This window comes from Legionella nigrisilvae, from assembly GCF_977063395.2.
Genome location: NZ_CDRUGZ020000019.1, coordinates 650,521 through 673,632, shown reverse-complemented (window position 1 = coordinate 673,632; position 23,112 = coordinate 650,521). Strand labels below are relative to the sequence as shown.

Sequence of the window (23,112 nt, the reverse complement as noted above, 5' to 3'; positions counted from 1 at the left end):
AACGGGTTAGTTGAACTGAAAAAAATAAATAATAAAGGTTACCATTCTCCTTATTAAAATAAAGATTTATTTGAATCATTAGCAAGATGTAATGTTCCTGCACTTCATGCGAAAAAGACTGGCATTTCCAAATTTTTACTCTTACAATAAAATTTCGTTGTTGCAGGGAGAGCAATACTATGAACTGGTGGACTTCAGTAGTTGATGGAACCAAGTCACTTGGTGATGGGGCAACATGGGTTTGGAATAACGCCATAAAGCAAACAGTAGGTTACGCTGCAAATACTGCATTTTATGTAGCGGAACAAGTCTTAGCCTTACGTGAGGCAATTCCTGCAGTAGTCACTCCCCCGGTGATGAAAATTGTCAAAGGAGGAGGGAATATACTTTTGTATGATGTCCTTCCTGTTGTGGGCGCACATTATGCCAATAATAATATTCAAAATTATTTGCGTCCCGAAGATCCAACCGGGATCTTAGCATCTTATATGGTTGTTCCTAGCTTAACTTTAGTAAATTACGCAGTATGGGGATTTACTTATCGACAAGCATCCAAAGTAGTTGTGCATACCTTAGCTCTTGATGCATTAGGTTCATCTGCTTTTAACGAACACAAAGGAAAACTTATCCCTCCCCCACCGACCCTCTGTGGCGAAAAAGAAGAGGATTGTAATTTCAAACGCAAATTTAAAGGTTCCCTACGCGAACCCATTGTATTGGCTTTTAATGATCTTGTACTTTTAGGAATTAGTAAATTCGTTCCCTATGGGGAGCAAGTGGCATGGATCTTGGCTATCTTTTTTTATGGTGAATACATCACTCGGATGGCAACCCCAGAACGTTGTGAGCGCCATAAGGCGATGAAGTCTGAATCCATCTTGTCTTTAGGGGCTTCTTATACAGCAACTTCAGCCTTAATGGATTATGCACTTGATTCTACGGTAGGCCCAATCCCCTACCTTTATCTCCGTACATTGCGCCATTTATTACTCTTAGCCCATATTAATGTGGCATCGCACATGACTTTGCCATTAGTTCGCTCAACGAAAGATACCATCCCCGTTGATCCTTTAGTGATTTATGATCGTATCAAGCGATTCACTGTTGACGTCGTATTTGCAGGATTAATGCAACGAATACCTATTGATTTTAAACCACCTCCAGGCGCTAAACCCTTCATTCCTTTATCAACTGTTTTCAAATTTCTAACTAAGGTTTTGGAAAGTGATTTAGAGCAAGTTAAACCAACGCCACCTGGTTTTTTTAAGAAAACCACAAAGCATCTTCTACCTAGTATGTTTAATAGCTCCAAAAATGAACTCAATGCTCCAGTGAGTAAGGAATTTTGGTCAAATATTCGCAAAGAATTTTGGAACGATATTAGCATAGATTTACTTTATGCTATGGAGAAAACAAGAAACCTTGTTCTACCTAGAATCTTTCACAGCCCTAAAAATGCCGTCAATGATCCAGTGATTAAGGAATTTTGGCCCGACATCCGCTCTGATTTACTCTATATTATAGAAATTATTGAAGCCACAAAACCAGTTAAAACCTTAACAACGGCGCCTACAGCAATTGCGTCTACGGTTAAATATACACTTCCAGTCGTATTAAACTACCGATTCGGCTTACCTATAAAATTGTCTGAATTTCTGTTATCTTTGAGTAAGAAAGAGGATTTTTGGGATTTTGTTACTGCCCTAAGATTATGGCTTGAACGAAACAGTGTATCTTATGAGGTAATTTTGGCTAAAGGGACTCGCAGCGCAGGCTTACATGAATCAAACAAAATTATTGAGCTTCCCCAGGAGCCTAAGACCCAAATTGTACCTTCAGCTAATGAATTAAAAACACCAAGAACACCAACAGTGATAGACGCCAAACAGTTAATTCCCTCAAAAACTTTAACTGGAGTAACTGCTAATAGTTTATTTTCTACGAAGCAGCGAGCAAGAGCCATGAACAATAGACCTCCGCAAGAAGTAGATTGTTCTTCACCATCTCAAGAGGAACTTTCTTCAACAACTGTTTATAATCAATGAGTTGTGGGTCGAAAGAATGCTTATAGTATTTGGATTCTTTCGATCACCTTGTTTGAAATCGCAATTCGCCTAGTGCCCGATCGTTCTCACCATCTGGCTTAAGACCCCTAATTTTTTTCAGGCGCTACCGCAGTACTCCCGCAGAAGTGGGCAACTACTTGCCATATTAAATACAATGGTGTTATATTTACGCGCGAATTAGTTTATTAAAAAGCACAATTGTCAGTAAAAACCAAGGCAAAGTTATGGAAATCCTAAACATATGAATCAATCATTGCCTTCACAGCGTTCACGCTGTTTCTTGTTCCTGACAGTAAGCGTTATTACCTCTCTTATTCTACTCATTAATGTTTCGTTTAAAATTGTTCTCATAGATGGATTAATGTTCTCAGTGAACTGCTTAATCACCCCATTAATAGCAGGTTTATATTTATTGGCATTAAGAACTTGTACGATAAAAGAACAAAGGCATCTGCTGAATATTTCGTTAATGACTTTATATGTTTTTTGTATTGGCGTGTATGTACTTATACATTTACCTGCCGCCGAATACATGCATGATAATCCCGTTTATCAAATTATTTTTGCAGACATCCCTAAGAAATTCTTTGCAACCACCATTTCCTTTGCACTTAGCTTCTACCTACCCCATCTATTGTTTTATCCTAAGTCCAGTAAAATACTGCCTTCACCAAAACAATGTATGCTCCTTGCCGTATTAGGTGGTATTAGTTTTTTTGGACTTGATTTTTTTCTCTTATTTTCAGGAGTACATCTCCACAGTTTCAAACAAATTTTTATTGATTCCATGATGATTGCTTCACTCATATTGCTTCTTATTGGAGTGTTTTATTTAACCATTTTGCTTAAATACCAGAATTCTTTTTTCACTCCAGAACCTGGCAGAGAGGGATTACCCCTATATCATTACTTTATTTGTGTTGCGATCGTCATCATGCTTATTTGTCTGGCTTGTGAATATAGAATCGTAACTATTATCCATAAATATATGGTTCTATCAGCCAGCTCTTTGTTTTTCCCCATTACATTAATGATTAGTACCATCCTAGGTGAGCTTTGGGGCTATCGAGTTAATTTAAAATTATGCCTAATCCTTATTGCGACTCAATTTACATTTGATGTTTTACTTATAGGACTCGTGGCTTTACCATCCCCGACATTCTTTGATTTAAATCCTTTTTACAATTATATCATGCTCAAAAGACTACCTACGGCTTCGGTAGCGTTGTTTGTTGCCTTTATTAGTAATGCCCTACTGTTACACTATTTAAAATACTGCAAGTGGAATTTACATCGTCCGTTACGCATCTTAATTGCTAATTTTTGTTCCAATTCTTTATTATGCTTAATTGACTACAGCTTATTGTTCGGGGGTATTTATCCCTATGATCAGGTTATTGATTTGGTCGTGAATGTTTGGCAATACAAATTATTAATGACGCTCATTCTCCTCCCTTTTATTTTATGGTTTTGTACTCATATGGAGAAGAATAAAGCGTTAACTTTGCAGTATGACTAAGGGATTAAATATTGTGATTACGGACGTCATAACATTAGCCTGGGGTTAAGCTATATAACCTAGGTTATAAGAGCGTTCCAGGCAAATTGCGGATCATTCCTTTTTTACAGGTCTTTTCCAACCATAAACTGTTTTCTGCTTTGATTCAGTTAGCGTCAACTCACCTGGAGGTACATGCTTTCGGATGGTACTCCCTGCGCCTATCGTTGCATTAGCTCCTATTGTCACTGGAGCAACCAACTGGGTATCTGAACCAATAAACACTCCATCTTCAATAATGGTTTTGTGCTTATTAACTCCATCGTAATTGCAAGTAATTGTACCGGCACCTACATTAACTTTTTTCCCCAGACTTACATCTCCCAAGTAACTTAAATGGCTTGCTTTGGATCCCTCAGCAAATACCGCTTTTTTGGTTTCAACAAAGTTACCTATTTTGCAGTTTGCAGATAATTCCGTACCCGATCTTAAACGAGCAAAAGGACCAATTGCACAATCATTTGCTATTTCACAGCCTTCCAAAACGCTGTTGGCATAAATTTTACAGCCAGCACCTAAGCTCACATCAGTAAGGATGCAATTAGGTCCGATAGAACAACCATCTCCAATAACTACCTTACCTTGGAACACACAATTGATGTCAATATATACATCTTTGCCACAGGTTAATTCACCGCGCAGATCAAAGCGATGTGCATCAGCGAGTGTTACTCCTTGTTGGAGCAATTTTTCAGCGTGTTTTACTTGCCATATTCGCTCTAATTGTTGGAGTTGCAGACGGTTATTTACCCCTTGAATTTCTGCGTTATCTTTTACACTCATTGTTTTAATTAATGTTTGACTGGCAACAGCTAAAGCAATGATGTCTGTTAGATAGTATTCAGCTTGTGCATTATCATTACTCAGTCTAGGCAACCACTTTGCTAAATCATCAGATATTGCACAACAAATACCTGAATAAATTTCTTTTATATTCTTTTCTTGCTCATTTGCATCTTTTTCTTCTACAATGATGGAAACTTCACCTTGGTTGTCTCTAATAATACGTCCAAGACCGCTAGGATCTTCGAGATGAGCAACCAAAAGTGTCAAAACGGATTTATAAGAATTTGCTGAATTGTTGCACTCAATTAATGCTCGCAGCGTGCTTGCTTCAATAAGTGGTACATCAGCAGATAAAACAAGAACTTGTGTTTGTGGTGGGATAAAAGGTAATGCCTGCATAACTGCATGACCCGTACCTAATTGTTCTGCCTGATATACCCAATGCACAGGTAAGTCAGGGAGTGAGTTCTTAAGTTGTTCACCACCATGACCATATATAACATGGATTACATCAGGATTTAGTTGCTGTGCTGTTTCCACTACCCGAGTCAACATAGGCTTCCCAGCAATTTGGTGAAGTACTTTAGGAGTACTGGAATACATTCGTTTACCCTGGCCTGCAGCTAAGATAATAATTTGTAAGTTCATGTAGTTATGAGTTCCTAGGTTAAAAAATATAGGTTTGCAATGAGATAAATCTGCTTAATATAAAAATATGTAAATGATAACTAAATTACAGTTCAAGGAGTAGAGCAATGACTATTTTTCTAATGGTTTTGAAAAAATTAATCAAGGAACAATTGAGCCCTCTCAGTGCAAGCTTAGATAGCAAGTCTAAAACTTATGGCCATAATAAAATACTTTCTAAAGAACAAAAAGATCTCATAGATGAATTATCCGATGAAATAGTCAAATACGAAAGCACCGGGTCCGACGAAGTAAGTGTTAAAGCCATTACTCAATTGATTACAGAGTACCGTTCACGTGTCCAACTAAAAAGAGAATCTCATGGAGAACCCAAAGACACAGGTGATACTATTTCCTGTCTTAATAACTTAGTTTTTCATACCAGCGCATTTTATGAAAAACTAAAATTATTCAAAGAATCAGGTGCCTATGATTTTTTGTTAATTGATCAAGATTTTAAGAATAATCCAGCACATATAGTCTATCAGCATGCGGTGTATTATTTTGGTGAAGAAATTTTTTGTCCCTTATCAGGTATTGATCTAAAGCTTCGGGCAGAAAAAGAAGAAAAGCTGGGTGTAAGACTTCAGTCTCTATTTGAAATAATAAAACCCTCTCATAACCTCGAAGAACAAAAAAAACGAACCCTTCAAGTTTTACGAGACTTAGCCGAAGACAATAAAAAAACGGTAAAAAAAGATAAGGCCAATTATACATTGCCTTTCTTCTCATTTTATGGAGTACATTTAACATTACCCTCAGATTGGTTTTCTCCCAGCGAAGGTCGCTTAGGGGAACAACTCAATTTGGCCATTAGAAAAATTAATGAGCTGACAACAGATACATTTGAAGCATCACCTGAAGCAGTAGTTAAGCCAAAAGAATTCGTTTAGTTTAAATGTTAGGGGTAAAACCCGGGAACAAACCTGGGTTTTACTTTCTTAAATCTTAAGTTACTCGTGATGGTAGAAATTTTACTTAGACAGCTTTTTTAACTTATAGGAGACATAAAAACAATTGATTATGATGTCAATTCACCACAAAGATCTCTTTCCATTAACCTTTTTATTTCTCCAATTTCCAATCGTTTGCTAAGCAAATAAAGTAACTTGCAATGTGCTGCCTCAGGAGTCATATCATGGCCGCTAATGAGACCTGCTTCTTTTAAAGAGTGTCCTGTAGCATAGTGACTCATTTCTACTCCCCCTTGTTGGCATTGGGTACAGTTAATGATGATTACACCCCGGGCACAAGCTTCTTTGAGCAATTTTAAAAAACGAGGATCGTTATTTTGAGCATTACCCGCACCATAGGTCTCCAAAATCAAACCGCATATGGACTGATTTAAAATATAAGCCAAAACGTCGGTGGCAAATCCTGGGAATAATCTGAAGTTCGCAATAAATTGCGGCTCAATCGTTTGTAAATTAAATGGCTGCTGCGGCCGTTTGAGCAAAAGGTTTTTATGTACCTTAATATCTATTCCTATAGCTGCTAAATGGGGGTAATTTGGTGAATCGAAGGCCTTAAATCCTTGCGAACTTATTTTCTGTGTTCGATTTCCACGTACTAAATGCTGATTAAAGTAAATGCATACTTCATGGATGGGTTGATTGGCACAAAGCCACAATGAAGTTACCACATTATCTATAGCATCATTCCGTACTTCGGATAAAGGAATTTGAGATCCAGTAATAAGTACGGGTTTTCCTAAATTTTCTAACATAAAAGATAACGCCGATGCAGTATAGGCCATGGTATCCGTACCATGAAATACTACAAAACCATCAAAATTCGGGTAATCATCGGCAATGTCTCGAGCGATTCGATTCCAATCATGAACGGTCATATTGGATGAATCAAGTAAAGGATGGTATTCCTTTATCGAATACTCAGGCATGTCTGGATGCATCAATAAGGGAATTTGTTGCAATGCAGCTTCCACATAACCCGGGGCAGGCTCATAACCATTTTTTGTTTTAATACTGCTAATCGTGCCGCCCGTATTAATGATGAGGATTCTTTTTTTCATAGGTTTGTAAATTGGAAGACTTGTTCCAATTATATAACTAAATAATCGTAAATGATGTAGTACTTTTATTGTAGCTACTTGATTTCCCTTTAGCTGGGCATCGTTAAACCGATTGGAAAAACCTATTATTTAGAAATTGAGATCATAGTTTTTATTGAGTACTTACCTTTTTTCAATAATAATTACATATTTAATTGCCAAGCTCTTGCAGTTTATGGAAAAATCGAGCTATTAGCGGTTTAATCTAAACAGTGACATCATGGTGATTGATCGTGCCGGTTATCGGTTGAATGTAGGTATTATCCTTGTCAACGCACAGAATAGGGTTTTTTGGGGTAGAAGGACTGGTCATGATGCTTGGCAATTTCCGCAAGGTGGCTTGGCGGCCGGCGAAACTTCATTAGAAGCAATGTTTCGGGAATTGCATGAGGAAGTAGGTTTGGATAAGGAAGATGTTGAGGTCATTGGGTCTACCAAACGTTGGCTTAAGTATAGACTTCCCAAACAATATCTACGTCATGGCAGTGAGCCTCTAGTGATAGGACAAAAACAGAAATGGTATTTGTTAAAGCTCGTAGCCAGTGAGCAAAAGGTCAAACTGGATCTCAGTGATTCACCAGAATTTGACAGCTGGCGTTGGGTAGATTTTCATGAGCCAGAAGGACAAGTTATCTTTTTTAAACGCCAAGTTTACATGCAGGCCTTGAAAGAGTTAGAACCTTTATTGAAAAAGAGTCGTCGTACACCTTACGGTATTAAAAGAAAGAAAAGATCGTAGGTCACGTGGGATATAAAAATCTTACTGAACGGTTGAATTTGGGTACAGGTTGAACGAAAATCGCTTCGCAAAATAGGAGCATAGATCGCTATGTGAGTGTTTCGAAGCGATTTTCGTTCAAGATGTGCCAAATGCGGCCATTTCGGTAACCATTTATAAAAGAGGTAATCATAGGCATAGATGCTCAAAGTACTTAAACGGATAGTTCAAGAAGTCACTGCAGCCAAACAGCTCTCCGAAGCTCTTGGCATTCTGGTGCAACAAATTAATAAAGCCATTAATGCAGAGGCCGCTTCCGTTTACCTCATCGATACCAAACACGCCGAATATGTTCTTATTGCAACCGAAGGTTTAAACAAGCAAGCTCCATTCCGAATTCGTATTGCATTTGATAGTGGACTTGTAGGTCTGGTCGGACGACGGGAAGAACCCATCAATATAGAGGATGCCCCAGCTCATCCTGATTTTTATCATAATCCCTTATTGGGTGAAGAACATCTCAAGGCATTTTTAGGTGTGCCTATTATTCAACATAGAAAGCTCTATGGCGTACTCATTGTTCAACAAACAGAGCAACGTTACTTCGATGATACGGAAGAATCTTTTTTAATTACCTTAGCTGCTCAACTGGGTGGGATTATCGCTCATGCCGAAGCCACAGGCGAATTGGCTGAGTTAACCCAGCCTAAACCTCTAGGCGTTACCAAAAAAGTTGACTTAAGCACTGCAGCTCTTGCCGGAATTGGTTCTGTACCAGGGATTGGGATAGGCACCGCTGTGGTTGTCTATCCGCAAGCAGATATCGATGCAGTTCCCCAAAATCCTGTCGAGACTTTGGATGAAGAAATTAATGCGTTTTATGAGGCACTGGAATCCACTAGAGACGACATGCATCGTTTAAGCAGACGTATGAAATCCGTTGTTGCAGAAGATGAGCATGCATTGTTTGATGTGTACTTACGTATTCTCGATAAAGACAGTTTGGGCATTGAAGTAGAACAGGTAATTCGTAAAGAAAAAATTGGCGCTCAGGCTGCCTTGGCAACGGTGATTAAAAAGCACATTGCCCAATTTGAAAGCATGGAGGATTCATATCTTCGTGAGCGGGCGAGTGATTTTCGTGATTTAGGACGACGTGTTTTAGCCGCATTACAATGGTCGCAACAAGAAGAAATTGTTTATCCCAAAAGAACAGTTCTCGTAGGTGAGGAAGTAACCGCCGCTGCCTTAGCAGAAGTTCCAGAAGGATATCTGGCGGGGGTAATATCTGCCAAGGGTTCCAACAACTCTCATGTCGCTATTTTAGCACGTGCGTTGGGCGTTCCCACGGTTATGGGTGTTCGTGGTTTAAAATTGGATTTGATTTCTCGCAAAGCCATTGTTGTGGATGGATATTATGGGCAAGTTTATATATCACCCTCGAAATCAGTACTTGCAGAATTCAAATTACTGGAACAAGAAGAGCAAGCATTAACGCAAAGCTTGGTGAGCTTGCGAGATAAACCTGCAGAAACGGTTGATAATTATAAAGTATCGTTGCAAGTGAATACAGGCTTGGCAATGGATGCAGGCTTATCCATGAGTGTCGGTGCCGAAGGAGTTGGTCTGTACCGTTCAGAAGTTCCATTTATGAGCCGGGATCATTTCCCTTCAGAAGATGAACAAACTATTATTTATCGACAAACTCTAAAGGCTTTTGCTCCCCGTCCAGTGACCATGCGTACTTTGGATATTGGTGGTGATAAAGTACTTCCCTACTTTCCTGTAGAAGAAGATAATCCCTATTTAGGATGGCGAGGTATTCGCGTTACCCTAGATCATCCTGATGTGTTCTTGATGCAAATTCGCGCGATGATGCGAGCAAGTGAAGAATTGAATAACTTGCGAATTATGTTACCTATGGTCACTAATCTAAGCGAAGTTGAAGAAGCTTCTTATCTTATTGATCAAGCATATACTGAATTATTGGAAGAAGGGTGTGTCATTGAAAAACCCAAGTTAGGTGTCATGATCGAAGTCCCTGCAGCCGCCTATTTGGCTCGCGAAATCGCCAAGAGAGTTGATTTTATTTCCGTGGGTAGTAATGACTTGACGCAGTATTTCCTCGCTGTAGATAGAAATAATGCGCGAGTTGCAGGTCTTTATGATTCGATGCATCCCGCCATGCTGCGTGTTTTACTGAAGGTTGTTGAAGGAGGTCATGCAGCGGGAGTTGAGGTCAGTATTTGTGGAGAAATGGCCAGTGATCCTTTGTCAGTTATTTTGTTAATCGCCATGGGCTTTGATACGTTAAGTATGAACTCGTCGAGCTTACCGCGAGTAAAATGGGTTATTCGTAATTTCGCCATTGCCAATGCTCGTAAGATTCTAGCCGAAGTACTGGAATTTGAACATCCGGCCCAAATACGTTTTCATTTACAAAAAGCCCTAGAAGACGAAGGATTGGGAGGCCTGATTAGGGCCGGAAAATCTTTATGAATACGAATTTGCTTGAATCGTGTAATCTGGTTGGAAGGTAACGTGCGTGTTATAACCAAGGAATTTAAATAGATATGTTCACTTTTCCTTATATAAATCCTGTAGCATTTTCAATAGGCCCGTTACAAGTGCATTGGTACGGATTAATGTATTTAATTGGCTTTGTGAGCGGCTGGTTATTGGCTCACTGGCGAGCGAAGCATTACAAACTGGATTGGACGTCTGAACAAATCAGTGATGTGATTTTTTACGCAGCCCTTGGTGTCATTATTGGCGGACGCATTGGCTATATGCTTTTTTATAATTTCACGGAACTGGTGCATAATCCATTGGCCTTATTTAAAATCTGGCAAGGAGGAATGTCCTTTCATGGGGGCTTAATAGGGGTGGCGGTTGCACTCTGGCTCTTTTCTCGCAAAAGTGGTAAATCCTTCCTGGAGATTGGTGATTTTATTGCTCCGTTAGTTCCTATTGGTTTAGGCGCTGGACGAATTGGTAACTTTATTAACGGTGAATTATGGGGTCGAGTCACTGACATGCCTTGGGGGATAGTATATACCCATGTTGATAATCAACCTCGCCATCCTTCAGAATTGTATGAATTTGGTTTGGAGGGAATTGGTTTGTTCCTTCTTGTTTGGATTTATGCGCGTAAACCTCGTCCTGTAGGGCGAGTTTCTGCTATTTTTTTAATAGGATACGCCATTTGTCGTATCATTGCTGAGTTTTTCCGACAACCTGATCCGCAGCTCGGCTATCTTGCCTTCGGATGGGTGACTATGGGACAAATTTTATCTATTCCCATGTTATTACTGGGATTTTGGTTATGGTGGATTAAACGATGAAAACTTATTTAAACTTGTTAGAACACATTCTACAGCACGGCAATCAAAAGACAGATCGCACCGGCACAGGGACTCTATCGGTTTTTGGTTATCAAATGAGATTTGATTTACGCCAAGGATTTCCTTTAGTCACTACTAAAAAATTACATATGCGCAGTATTGTGCATGAGTTACTCTGGTTTTTAAAAGGGGATACGAACATCTCTTACTTAAACGAAAACGGAGTTACTATTTGGGACGAATGGGCAGATAGCAATGGTGAATTGGGACCTATTTATGGAAAACAATGGCGAAATTGGCCAACACCCGATGGGCGAACTATTGATCAACTCAGTGATGTCATCCAACAAATAAAAACCAATCCTGATTCACGTCGCTTGTTGGTTAGTGCGTGGAATGTTGGAGAGCTGGATCAAATGGCTTTAATGCCTTGTCATGCCCTATTCCAATTTTATGTTGCGAATAAAACTCTTTCCTGCCAGTTGTATCAACGCTCTGCTGATGTATTTTTGGGAGTACCGTTTAATATTGCCTCTTATTCATTGCTTACTCACATGGTTGCTCAGCAGTGCAATCTCAATGTAGGTGATTTTATCTGGACTGGCGGCGATTGCCATTTGTACCTAAATCATTTAGAACAAGCACGCACTCAATTAACCCGCGATCCTTTGCCCCTACCCACCTTAAATATCAAACGCACGCCGCAATCATTATTTGACTATGTTTATGATGATTTCGAGTTCGTAAATTATCAATCTCATCCTGCGATCAAAGCACCGATTGCAGTTTAATCCATTTCTAGAAATGGCATAGCAGTAGTAACTACTACAAAAATAGGTTCCTGCCGTCGGTGAATGATAATGATTTTTAACCTCTTCGCAGAGATATCAAAATCATTGCTAAATGGCAGGGAGGTTTTCCCTAGCTTACTTAGTTTCAAATAGTCGGCGGATTTCATCGGGTAACGCTACGGATTTATTTTTCGTATAATCCACCCAAACAATCTTGCAGCTTCCTTGCGCCATCTTGACTTCATCCTGATACAGCTCATGCTCCATAACCATACTAGAATTTCCGAGACTGTGGATTTTGGAGCACAACGTTACTGTCGCAGGATAAATTACCGGCTTTAAAAAGGTACATGCTACGTGGATCACTACCGGGCCAGTTTGTTCAGACATACTGATATTGAGCTGTCTTAACCATTCAATACGTGCTTCTTGAAAATAATCAAAATAGCGGGCGTTATTTACATGGCCTAATGCATCCATATCTCCCCAAGCTATGGAAAAAACTTTTTTATGTACTTCAAGGTTCAAGTCGGTCATTCTATCTCCATTATGATAAATCTATAGGGTCCACATCCACATTCCAACGCACACCATTACCTAATTTATTACCTGATAACCATTCACGCAATTGCGTTAAGGCATTTTTCAGGATTTTTCTGGAGGAAGACTTCAGTAGTAATTGCATGCGGTATTGATTTGCTTTGCGAGGCATAGGAGCAGGTGCTGGTCCCATAACGGTAATTGAAGAGGCCAAGATTTGCTCTTTCGCCGCATGCAAAAATTTTAAAACGCTTGCTGCTACTTTTCCTTGCGCCCTAATTACAGCCAAATAGTGATAAGGAGGCAGTTGCGCTTGTTCGCGGGTAACTAATAAGGCATCTGCAAATGAATCATACCCTTGTTGAATCAACACATTAAGGAGTGGATGATTGGGTAAGTGGGTTTGAATCAACACTTGACCCGCTTGCTCTTCTCGACCTGCCCGCCCCGAAACTTGTATTAACAATTGCCCTAAATGTTCCAGCGCCCGAAAATCTTGATTATAAAGTCCCGCATCTGCATCGGCTACCACAACTAAAGAAAGACGTGGAAAATGGTGACCTTTTGCTAACATTTGGGTGCCAACAATCAACTGTGCCTTGCCATTATGAATTTTGTCTAAATGCTCATCCAAGGAATTTTTTTTTCGCACTGCATCCCGATCAATTCGCACAACCTCTGTATTTGGAAAATATGCACTTAAAAACTCATGAATCCGTTGCGTACCGGCGCCCACCGGAATTAATTCCGTACTTTGGCAATTACGGCAACGATCCGGAGTTTTTTGGTTTAATCCACAATGATGACAAATCATCTTTCCTAACTGTTTATGCAGTGTGAGATGAGTGTCACAAGCACGACAATCCACCATCCAGCCACATTGGTGACATAACAGTACTGGGGAAAAACCTCGTCGATTAATAAATACCAATACCTGATTTTTTTTGAGTAAATGTTCCTTAATGACGTGCAAGGTTGGAGTTGCTAAACCATGTTGAAGTGTTTGTGAACGCAGATCAATCAATTGATAATGTAACGGAGTTGTGGAACATGCTTTGTGGGTCAAGCGAAGTAAAGTGTATTTTTTTTGTATTACATTGTACATACTTTCTAAGCTAGGAGTCGCTGATCCTAAAATAATAGGTATATTTGTTAAATGGGCGCGCATTAATGCCGTATCTCGAGCAGAGTAGCGCACTCCTTCCATTTGCTTTAAAGATGCATCATGCTCTTCATCAATTACAATTAACCCTAGATTAGGCATCGGTGTAAAAATTGCGGCTCGGGTTCCTATCACTATTTTCACTTTGTCTTCTTTTGCTAATTGCCAAGCCACTTGTCGTTCTGATTCATTCAAGTTGGAATGAATCACTGCAACAGCTTGCTTAAAACGTGAGGTAAAACGCGTCACTAATTGTGGTGTTAATCCGATCTCGGGTACCAAAATTAAGACTTGTTTTTGTTCCGCAAGAACCTGGGCAATAACCTGTAAATAAACTTCTGTTTTGCCGCTTCCTGTGACCCCTTGTAATAAAAAACACTGGTATTGAGACAGTGCTTCAGTAATAGCATCTACCGCAGCCGCTTGCTCCGAATTAAGTATTAAGGGCGGAGTTGAGAAAGTATCTGCTTTTTCTGGCAGTACAATTTGTTGAGATAAAGAAATGATCTTCGCAGCAAGTAAGCTACAAAGTTGAGTGGAACTAAATCCTTTTTCAGTCAAACAATTTTTGGCAACAGGTTCTTTTTGGGTACTCAAGAAATCAACCAGCTCCAATTGTTTGCGAGCACGCACCGGAATAAGCATTTTGGCTTCTTCCAGTGGTAATGCCAATTGATAAAAATCCCCCATAGGTAATTGGCTGGGTTGTCCTAAGCGATATTTTTTAGGTAATGCCAGTGGGACTACTTCAGACAAGGGCGACTGATAATAATTGGCAATCCAAGAACATAACGCTAAGGTGGCTTTATCAATTAATGGTTGGTCATCAATAACGGTACTGATGCTTTTTAATGAGGAAATATCGTCCAAGGATTCATGAATCCCTACTACTAAACCTAAACGCATCTGTTTGCGAAAAGGAATCCAAACTCGCGCGCCAATGGAGGGAGTAAGTCCATCAACAACATAATCAAAAAAATCTCGATGCGTATGTGGAATACAGACTTGATAAATAGTAGTCATTTTTGGCACAGAGGGTTGTGTCGTAGGCATCCCAACATCATGACGCTCCCTCAAATCCAGGGGTACCTCAGCAGGCATTGATGAACGAGCGCTGTCGATAATATTATCTTGCTCGTTTTTATTCATGCGCTCTTTGCCATTGATGATTGGCTGATTGTCCTGGAGCTGAAAAAACCTTGACCACAACATTCTCAATTCGATGTCGATCTAACTCTGCTTTATCTTTAATCAGTTCTTGCACAAACCAACGAGATAACTCTTCTACCGTAATATTTGTGACTGGTAATAAAGTCACATCCTCTTTCAGAAAGGGAATTTTCTTATGATTAAAGGTAAAGTAATAATATTCATCATCCTCAGCATATTCCAGAAAAGGAGAGAATTGCGGCATTAGAAAAGTTTGGTTCAAATGACGACACAATTTATGGATGCGCTCTTTGTAATAGCGATAGTCAAAAGTCATCCCATTTTCTTCAACCCAAGTCGTGAGTGCCAAATAAACCCCATACATATGGCCATGTAACGGCTCTCTTTCAGTTGCAGAAAAAATGGTCGTATGACCAGCAGAAAATTTCATGGACTCTTTTTGTAATTCCACGGTTGTCAGATATCTTTTTATGTTCATAAACTCACTCGTTTATCATTTAATAGAAATCCGTTTAAGGAAATTTCCACATCTTTACTTAAAGCAATTACTTTAAATAACTCTCCCATTTCACTGGGGAGAGTTAGTTGCTTTATCGCTTGTTTTGCTTTTACTAGTTCTATTTGATCATCCAAAGTATTAATTAAGCTTAGCAAACCGTTGGCCAGCAAAAAAGAGGCTTGGTTGGTAAAACCTGCGATATGAAAACCCGCTTGTTGTCCCGCTTCTGCAACATGTGTAAAATCTACATGTGCGGTAATATCCTGCTCTCCTGGATTCACCAACGGATCCGGATGACTTTGGTGTTGATAATGACACATTAAAGTGCCTTGATTACGATCAGGATGATAATACTCATGACGAGGAAATCCATAATCAATCAAAAATACCACGCCTTGTTTTAACATTTGATAATTATTTAAGATCCAATCATCGATAAAAAGATTTACCTCCGAAAGATAAGGAGTTTTTGGCAGGGATAATCGATTATGAATGTAATCCAGCAAACGTTGATTCTGGCAGGGTTTAAATAGCTCTATTAATTGGTGCTGTTCATTCAAAGCAACATAACTTTCCATAATGCCGTGTTCCGTTTTCATAAAGCGATGAACTGGCATCGCATCTAGAACTTCGTTTGCCAAAATCACACCATTAAAAGGAACTTCTGGCCAATGATCAAGCCAAGTAACTAAATGAGCAAGATGAGGAATTTTTTGGGCAATCAGTTCCCGCTGACGCTGTTGTAAATTAGCACTGACCTCCAAAATATAATAAGCTTCTGGCAAAGCATTTTGTTCTGCCAGATGTTCTAATATAGCAACACAAAGAGCGCCAGAACCGGCACCAAATTCGAATAACATCGGCGATTCAAGTTGCATTAATACCTGCTGGCACTGATTCGCTAGCGTTTTACCAAATAAGGGAGTCAATTCGGGAGCTGTAATAAAGTCCCCCTGCTTCCCTAATTTTTGTAATCCGGAACTATAATATCCCTCTCCAGGAGCGTACAATGCAAGTTGCATGAACTCTACGAAGGGAATAGCCTGGCGTTCGGCCAGTAGCGCGTTTATGGTGTTTATTATACTCATAATTACTTTAAAAAATTTAACTGGCAAAACCGAGGCAATTTTGATCCTCCGTCCCGCGGTTCCGTGGAGACCTAGGCATAAAGTGAGGAAGCTTCGTTTTACCGAGGATAATCGAGAATAGGAACATACATTGAATCCGACAAACAAACAAGAAGTGAAAGTTGCTTTAATCACTGGTGGAGCGCGCCGAACCGGTGCAGCGATAGTCAAAAAACTTCATTCAGCAGGGTATAAAGTTATAATCCATTGCCATCAATCATTAACAGAGGCTCATGCCTTAGCAGCGGGTTTAAATGAACAACGTCCCTATAGTGCGTTTGTTTTACAAAGGGAATTAAATGAACCCGGCGCAGCAGAAGAAATAATGAGTACTGTTCAAGATTGGGCTGGACGTTTGGATTTATTAGTTAACAATGCTTCAGTATTCCTCCGCACTGAATTTACTGCCTTTTCTGAAATAGATTGGCACGCTCTTTTTAACATTCATGTTAAGGCTCCTTTTTTACTTAGTCTCGCAGCCCGTCCTTTATTGGCAAAAGAATCTGGAGCCATTATCAATGTAAGCGACACTCATGCAGAAAAACCATTGAAAGGCTATTCTGTATATTGCCAGAGTAAAGCCGCTTTGGAAATGCAGACAAAAAGCTTGGCACGTGAATTTGCGCCTGAAATTAGGGTCAATGCCGTTGCGCCAGGGGCTACTATTTGGCCTGAGCATTCCAATATCTTAACTCAAGAAACACAAGAAAAAATTATTGCGAAAATTCCGTTAAAAAAACAAGGGGATCCTGAATATATTGCCCAAGCAATTTTAGCCTTAGCCGAAAATCCCTATATCACCGGACAAATACTCAAGGTGGATGGGGGGAGAAGCTTGCTTGGATAATTTATTAATACCTAATTGATTAATCAATTCACTTATTGAATAATTGGGTAAAAACAACAAGGATGATAAATAATTCATGAAGAACATAGCCAGTTTTATACTTTGTACTCTGGGTTTTGGAATAGCTCAAGCAGGGACAATGGGTCCTGTATGCAGTCCTGATAATGTAACGGTTCCTTGTCCATGCAATGCTTGGGATGTGGGTATTAGCGCTTTATATTTACAACCCAACACCAATTCCGCACTACTTAATCCAATTTTAAATCCAATCAGCAACGACTCGCATACCGTTGATTCTTCTTGGGACTGGGGTTTTTTACTGGAAGGAAGCTACCATTTTAATACAGGAAATGATCTCAATGTTAATTGGCTGCATTTCAATCCGGACAACTCTGATTATTTTTCATTTTTTTCTGGAGATGAATTTAATCCAGTTACTACCTTCACCGATTTAAAATTCGATACTAAGTTTGATGCCGTTAATTTAGAATTTGCACAAACCAGTCATTTCGGCAAAAAGAAAACCATCCGTTTTTATGCTGGTGGACAATACGTTAATACCCGGATCACACGTTCAGACAATCAGTTTGAAAAACTACCCTCTGACCCTACGCCACATATAATACAAAGATCCGTCGCCTACACTAAATTCCAAGGTGCCGGTCCTCGGGTAGGAGTAGATATGTCTCGGGATATGAAATATGGTTTCGCATTATTTGCTCAAAGTGCTATGACCCTGTTAACTGGACAAGGTAAAGCCAGCTTATCTGGAGCAAACTTAAGCGGTATTGCCTTTCCCTTTAGCGCTCAGGCTAAACAAACTCGGCTTGTTCCCGAGCTGGAAGCTAAATTAGGTGCCAGCTATCAATTGGCAGTAGGAAATGGACAGATTAGCTTAATGGGAGGTTGGATGTGGCAGCATTATTTACATATGTTTCTACTACCTCCTGGCGGAAACAGTAACCCTGCAACCACCGTAACCCAGCATGATTTCTCGTTAGATGGTCCTTTTATCAAAGGGAAATGGGTTTCAGGGTGTTAACTATTTATGATGTGTGATGTTCGATGAAATACAGGGTGCCCCTGGCTTTTTTGAGTCAAGAAAACAATGTTCACAAGTCTGTAGGCGTCCTGTTTTTTTTGTTGATCACTGCAGCGTTTCTGTTTAAAGGCACCAGTGACTATTCCATTTTAATAATCAGTTATGGTGTTATTGTTACTTCTACACTTAGCTATTGTTGGTCTCTAAAGTCAATTCAATATACCCAATTAACTTTTTTACTGGGAATTTGGCTGGTTTGGACAACTCTACCTCCATTAGTAGGCCTGGTTCCACGCACTGCCCTTTTTGGTATCTTTCAGTGCTCCATGTGGATATTTGGTTTTATTTTATTTAATAGAGATTCTCTAGCGGATTGGTTATGGAAGAATTTACTCAAGCTGCTTTGGATATTAGGTCTTATTTGTGCAGGTTACGCACTAATTCAATTATTCGCAAAAAATGCAATGCCTGTTGGTATTTTTGCAAGCAAGAATACCGCTGCCGCTTTTTTAATGATGATCGATCTCTTATTAATAGGTAAATTTTTTACTCTAGAAATAAACCGATTTAAATCATCAGACACCATAAAAAAAATCATTATCCTAAACAGTATTTATATCATCACCCTAGCCTTATTGGCTGCTTTAAGCCGTGGTGTGATCTTATGTTTTATTTGCTTTGCAACCCTAGAAATCGTTTTATGCCGTCATGAACTAAAACTTAGAAGTATGTACCAATTATCAGGGATTTTAGTTTTGGCATTAGCCACCTTGTGCCTCTTTGCTCAACCCGCCATACAACATCGTCTTGACTTACTCGTTCATGAGAAATCCCGGCTTATTATCTGGAACGGTGCTTGGCAATTATGGCAAAATACTCCATGGTATGGTTTAGGAATTTTTAATTTTAAACAGTATTATCCTGCCTTCAGCTTGCCCGGTGATGGTTCTAATCTCGAATATGCTCACAATGATTTTTTACAATTACTTGTTGAAACTGGAATTCCAGGAATTGTTATTCTGCTGGGAATTATCATGACGGGGCTTATCTATTTAAAACACTATTTAAACCACCCGAGTAAAAACTCTGTTACCCATATCAAAGGCATCGCCTGCTTTAGTGCTTTAGGGGCTTTAGTATGTCATAGCTTTATTGATTTTAATTTTTATGTATTCCCTATGAACCTCCTCATGGGATGCTGCTTAGGGTATTTGCATTATTTTCTTAGGAAGGAAGGTGGAGTTAAAGTTTATTCATTCTCACTTAAAAATATTTGGATCCTGCGTAGTGGAGTCATTGTATTTCTATTAGTGATCAGCTCTTATTTTTTTCGTTTTTTAATTCTCGAACATTATATCAAGAATACTGAAGCAGCAATTCAAGCCAAACAATTTAACGAAGCGATTGCGTCTAGTAATCATGCGCTAAACTTATTTCCTTTTGTTGAAATTCAAAGCCTTAAAATTGACGCAAGTTTACAACTAATCCAACAAGCAACCTCAGTTCAAGAACGTCATTCTTGGATAAAAAAAACTGAATTTGCGATTAAACAAGCAATTGCAATGAACCCCTACTTTGCACGTCCTTATTTTCAAATGGGATTGTTACAAAGTTTAGAGCGTGATGATGTTCAAAAAGCAAAAGCCTATTTTAGTAAGGCTATAAAAAATGATCCTCATTTTTGTTTAGCGCGACTTACTTTTGCTCGACTTTTAATAGAGAAACATGAATTAGACCTTGCTCAAGAGGTCTTGGAAACTGGCCTTCAATATCCTATTTCTCCAGAATATATTGAGCTTTATTTAAATTATCTTGCCAAGCTTCGTTTTGCTAATGGAAATCAGGAAGGAGCGCAAAAAGCGGCTCAGCGATTGGAGCATCTTAAGCTTTATAATCAAGATTACAGTGATTTAATTTAACCTACTTAATAACGTTCTGAGAATCGAATTATACCCAAGATTGCAAAAAGCTATAAATCCTATCCAAAGAATCCAATTTATAAAAACGATTTATTGCTGATTCATCAAATAATTTGCCAAAATAATAACGCACTAGGGACTTACTTTGTAAAACAGCCTTATACTCATCTTCCAGTGCTGCCAATCCATGTAAGTGCGTCATAAACAAACTGATCTTTTCCCCTAAACTGATAGGAATAATTTGCTGTTTTAATAACTCTTGATAAAGCCAGGGTTTACCACTGCCAGCACGCGAGATCATATAAGCATCGCAATTACTTAATTCTATTGCCCTATGCAAACTATGGATATTATTAATATCTCCATTAGCAATGACCGGAATAGCGATGCTTTGTTTTATTATTGCGATTTGGTGTAAATCAGATGCTACATCATAATCATCCACCCAACGCCTACCGTGTACGATTAGAGCATCTGCTCCCGCTTCTTCAATTTTTTTTGCCAGCAGAACATCTTTTACATCCCCTTGAATGCGGATTTTTATAGTTAAGGGAACAGTAATCGCGGCACGAACTTTTTTGACAATACGCACTAAGTGTTCCGGATCTTCGAGTAAAGCACTTCCCGCACCTTTTTTACGAATTTTAGGTTTTGGACAACCACAATTGATGTCGATAATATTCGCACCATTTAGTTGGAGGTATTGTCCTGCTTGCGCCAATATAGAAGGTTCAGTGCCTGCAATTTGATATGCAAGAATCTCTTCTTGTGGAGCCCGATAAATATAACGTGAATTAGCTTTATGTTTAAAAAGAATATCCGTTGCAGAACTCATCTCAGCCACACAATACGCTGGGGCCTGATAATGATTAAATAATGTCCGAAATGGTGCACAGCTATAACCCGCTAAAGGGCCTTGGATTAATCGATTGGATAATGTCAGAGAGCCTATTTTCCAGGCACTGTTAATAAAAGCGTGCATCAATTTAATTCATAGATATAATGAGGGCCAATTTTAACATACTTTAAAACCAGAAAAAGCAGTTGAATGCCGCTGTATAAGCTAAAGCAACTCAAATCGAATAGGAAAATTCCTTTATGGACAAACGTTATTTATCCCCATTGGAAATGCTCAATATCGCAACCCAACATGCCTACGCTGCCGATTATCTCTTGCAGCAAATCACCGATTGGACCTTTAGACAAACTGATCCACTTACGGTATTAACTCCTGTTACTTCTTTGATGTATCAAGCTTTTGTGCTGACATTAAAGGCATATTGTTTGCACGAACATCGCCCAATTAAAGAACATAAAAAACTAATGGAATTGGTCGAATTAAATAGCCATTTAGGATTTTCACATCAAGAACGCGTTGTATTGAAAACTCTCGAAAAAGAACAGGTTTTCCTTAAAGGAGCGGATTATGATCTATGGGAGAACCAACAACAATTTCAGGTTTTTTGTGAAGAGAGCCTTTCTCTATATCAAAAGCTGCAAACACTGATGCCTTTGGAACTCCATCCGGATTATCAACAATAATAGAGTCTCAAGGGGAAGTGCAACAGACCTGAATGATGGCATCGCCTTTCCCAAGCTACAAATTTTAGCTTACTTCACCCCAAGTATGGTTAACGATTGAACAAAATGCGCTGCAGCACTTGGCAGCGAATACAATTCACGCTAGGATAAGTTTTTTTATTTAACTCTATTCGATGTTATTTAGATTAAGGTAGAAACTATGGAGCAAGTAGAAGACAGTAAGAGTGGAAATGCTGTACAACGTCAAATACTACAGTTAAGTAATCACTTAAATTCGCAAATTTTAGGCCAGAATGGATTAATTTCACGTTTGCTCATTGCCTTACTTGCAGATGGTCATTTATTAGTTGAAGGAGCTCCAGGATTAGCAAAAACCCGAGCAGTTAAAGCACTTTCTGATGGTGTGGAAGGAAATTTTCATCGCATCCAGTTTACACCCGATTTATTGCCGGGAGATTTAACTGGTACCGATGTATACCATCCACAAAATGGTTCTTTTGTGTTTCAACCTGGCCCTATATTCCATCATTTGCTTTTGGCCGATGAAATCAACCGTGCCCCAGCTAAGGTTCAATCCGCACTCCTTGAAGCAATGGCAGAACGCCAAGTTACTATAGGAGGTAAAACCTATCCTTTGCCGGAGTTATTTCTAGTCATGGCAACACAAAATCCAATTGAGCAGGAAGGAACTTATCCTTTACCGGAAGCACAACTGGACCGGTTTTTAATGTATGTAAAAATTAGTTATCCTGATGCCAAAATAGAGCATGATATTTTAGCTCTCTCTCGCAAAGAAGCTTTAGGCGCTGTTATGGCCACTAAACCCGTTACCACTGAAAAGCTATCACAAAAAACATTATTTGAAGCGCGTAGACAGGTACTGAATGTTCATACCAGCGAAGCATTAGAAAATTATCTAGTCCAATTAGTAGTTGCAACTCGTAATCCTGGCGTATACAGCGAAGAACTGGGTCGTTGGTTACGTTTTGGTGCAAGTCCCCGAGCTACGATTGCTTTAGATCGTTGTTCGAAAGCTCATGCCTGGCTTTGTGGGAGAGATTATGTTACTCCAGATGATATTCACGTGATTGCCCATGATGTATTAAGGCATCGCATCCTATTAAGCTTTGAAGCTGAAGCAGAAGGAATTAATAGCGACGATTTTATTGACTCCTTATTACGTTTAGTCGCTGTTCCTTAAAAAGTAGTTTGGGCCTTTGGCTTAACAAATAATAGCCTTGAA

General features: G+C 39.2%; 19 protein-coding genes. 12 read left to right on the top strand and 7 right to left on the bottom strand.

Going from position 1 to position 23,112, the window contains the following annotated elements; genetic code table 11:
• Nucleotides 1-179 precede the first annotated feature (179 nt).
• Together ACWTE2_RS08060 and ACWTE2_RS08055 are read left to right on the top strand one after the other, a co-directional pair.
• The gene (locus ACWTE2_RS08060; protein WP_255464285.1) at nucleotides 180-2,045 is read left to right on the top strand and encodes a hypothetical protein; all 1,866 of its coding nucleotides are present in this window, start codon (nucleotides 180-182) and stop codon (nucleotides 2,043-2,045) included.
• A 262-nt stretch (nucleotides 2,046-2,307) separates the two neighbouring features.
• Entirely contained in the window at nucleotides 2,308-3,585 is a 1,278-nt protein-coding gene (locus ACWTE2_RS08055) for a VUT family protein (protein WP_454784925.1), read from the top strand.
• Between the two features lie 93 nt (nucleotides 3,586-3,678).
• Here ACWTE2_RS08055 and glmU read toward each other — a convergent pair whose 3' ends face one another.
• The gene (gene glmU, locus ACWTE2_RS08050) at nucleotides 3,679-5,058 is read right to left on the bottom strand and encodes a bifunctional UDP-N-acetylglucosamine diphosphorylase/glucosamine-1-phosphate N-acetyltransferase GlmU (RefSeq protein WP_182392241.1); all 1,380 of its coding nucleotides are present in this window, start codon (nucleotides 5,056-5,058) and stop codon (nucleotides 3,679-3,681) included.
• A gap of 107 nt (nucleotides 5,059-5,165) precedes the next feature.
• Here glmU and ACWTE2_RS08045 point away from each other — a divergent pair, with 107 nt between their 5' ends.
• Nucleotides 5,166-5,990: a lpg2874 family Dot/Icm T4SS effector gene (locus tag ACWTE2_RS08045; protein WP_454784924.1), complete on the top strand. Its 825-nt coding sequence runs from the start codon at nucleotides 5,166-5,168 to the stop codon at nucleotides 5,988-5,990.
• Between the two features lie 128 nt (nucleotides 5,991-6,118).
• Here ACWTE2_RS08045 and ansA read toward each other — a convergent pair whose 3' ends face one another.
• Nucleotides 6,119-7,129: an asparaginase gene (ansA, locus tag ACWTE2_RS08040; RefSeq protein WP_182392239.1), complete on the bottom strand. Its 1,011-nt coding sequence runs from the start codon at nucleotides 7,127-7,129 to the stop codon at nucleotides 6,119-6,121.
• Between the two features lie 259 nt (nucleotides 7,130-7,388).
• Between ansA and ACWTE2_RS08035 the strand changes: the two genes are divergently transcribed.
• From ACWTE2_RS08035 to thyA, 4 genes are all read left to right on the top strand, one after another.
• Complete coding sequence (locus ACWTE2_RS08035) at nucleotides 7,389-7,907, top strand: RNA pyrophosphohydrolase (protein WP_454784923.1); 519 nt, start codon at nucleotides 7,389-7,391, stop codon at nucleotides 7,905-7,907.
• 180 nt (nucleotides 7,908-8,087) lie between these two features.
• A complete protein-coding gene (gene ptsP / locus ACWTE2_RS08030; RefSeq protein ID WP_454784922.1) occupies nucleotides 8,088-10,385 on the top strand; it encodes a phosphoenolpyruvate--protein phosphotransferase in 2,298 nt (765 codons plus the stop codon).
• A 74-nt stretch (nucleotides 10,386-10,459) separates the two neighbouring features.
• Complete coding sequence (gene lgt / locus ACWTE2_RS08025) at nucleotides 10,460-11,230, top strand: prolipoprotein diacylglyceryl transferase (protein WP_454784921.1); 771 nt, start codon at nucleotides 10,460-10,462, stop codon at nucleotides 11,228-11,230.
• Entirely contained in the window at nucleotides 11,227-12,021 is a 795-nt protein-coding gene (gene thyA, locus ACWTE2_RS08020; RefSeq protein ID WP_182392235.1) for a thymidylate synthase, read from the top strand. Before lgt ends, thyA begins: the two co-directional genes overlap by 4 nt.
• A gap of 135 nt (nucleotides 12,022-12,156) precedes the next feature.
• Here the strand turns inward: thyA and ACWTE2_RS08015 are convergent, their stop codons facing one another.
• The 4 genes from ACWTE2_RS08015 to ACWTE2_RS08000 all read right to left on the bottom strand — a co-directional run bounded on the left by ACWTE2_RS08015 (nucleotide 12,157) and on the right by ACWTE2_RS08000 (nucleotide 16,480).
• Nucleotides 12,157-12,558, bottom strand: coding sequence for an acyl-CoA thioesterase (locus ACWTE2_RS08015; RefSeq protein WP_182392234.1), 402 nt, complete (start codon nucleotides 12,556-12,558; stop codon nucleotides 12,157-12,159).
• Between the two features lie 10 nt (nucleotides 12,559-12,568).
• Complete coding sequence (locus ACWTE2_RS08010; protein WP_454785029.1) at nucleotides 12,569-14,746, bottom strand: primosomal protein N'; 2,178 nt, start codon at nucleotides 14,744-14,746, stop codon at nucleotides 12,569-12,571.
• A 118-nt stretch (nucleotides 14,747-14,864) separates the two neighbouring features.
• Nucleotides 14,865-15,371, bottom strand: coding sequence for a 6-pyruvoyl trahydropterin synthase family protein (locus ACWTE2_RS08005; protein ID WP_454784920.1), 507 nt, complete (start codon nucleotides 15,369-15,371; stop codon nucleotides 14,865-14,867).
• A complete protein-coding gene (locus ACWTE2_RS08000) occupies nucleotides 15,368-16,480 on the bottom strand; it encodes a class I SAM-dependent methyltransferase (protein ID WP_454784919.1) in 1,113 nt (370 codons plus the stop codon). The genes ACWTE2_RS08005 and ACWTE2_RS08000 overlap by 4 nt, the downstream gene beginning before the upstream one ends.
• A gap of 130 nt (nucleotides 16,481-16,610) precedes the next feature.
• On the opposite strand from ACWTE2_RS08000, the gene ACWTE2_RS07995 reads away from it, so the two are divergent.
• The 3 genes from ACWTE2_RS07995 to ACWTE2_RS07985 all read left to right on the top strand — a co-directional run bounded on the left by ACWTE2_RS07995 (nucleotide 16,611) and on the right by ACWTE2_RS07985 (nucleotide 20,327).
• The gene (locus ACWTE2_RS07995; protein ID WP_454784918.1) at nucleotides 16,611-17,366 is read left to right on the top strand and encodes a pteridine reductase; all 756 of its coding nucleotides are present in this window, start codon (nucleotides 16,611-16,613) and stop codon (nucleotides 17,364-17,366) included.
• A 76-nt stretch (nucleotides 17,367-17,442) separates the two neighbouring features.
• A complete protein-coding gene (locus ACWTE2_RS07990) occupies nucleotides 17,443-18,408 on the top strand; it encodes an Lpg1974 family pore-forming outer membrane protein (RefSeq protein ID WP_454784917.1) in 966 nt (321 codons plus the stop codon).
• A 50-nt stretch (nucleotides 18,409-18,458) separates the two neighbouring features.
• Nucleotides 18,459-20,327 (top strand): O-antigen ligase family protein, encoded by a 1,869-nt coding sequence (locus ACWTE2_RS07985; protein ID WP_483099545.1) that lies wholly within the window; start codon nucleotides 18,459-18,461, stop codon nucleotides 20,325-20,327.
• 28 nt (nucleotides 20,328-20,355) lie between these two features.
• On the opposite strand, the gene ACWTE2_RS07980 is transcribed toward ACWTE2_RS07985, so the two are convergent.
• On the bottom strand, nucleotides 20,356-21,309 hold the full coding sequence (locus ACWTE2_RS07980) for a tRNA dihydrouridine synthase (protein WP_454784915.1): 954 nt from the start codon (nucleotides 21,307-21,309) through the stop codon (nucleotides 20,356-20,358).
• Between the two features lie 116 nt (nucleotides 21,310-21,425).
• Here ACWTE2_RS07980 and ACWTE2_RS07975 point away from each other — a divergent pair, with 116 nt between their 5' ends.
• Nucleotides 21,426-21,869 carry a hypothetical protein gene (locus ACWTE2_RS07975; protein WP_454784914.1) on the top strand — a complete coding sequence of 148 codons (444 nt, stop codon included), beginning with the start codon at nucleotides 21,426-21,428 and terminating at the stop codon, nucleotides 21,867-21,869.
• 199 nt (nucleotides 21,870-22,068) lie between these two features.
• Nucleotides 22,069-23,070: an AAA family ATPase gene (locus ACWTE2_RS07970; RefSeq protein ID WP_454784913.1), complete on the top strand. Its 1,002-nt coding sequence runs from the start codon at nucleotides 22,069-22,071 to the stop codon at nucleotides 23,068-23,070.
• Nucleotides 23,071-23,112: the final 42 nt, after the last annotated feature.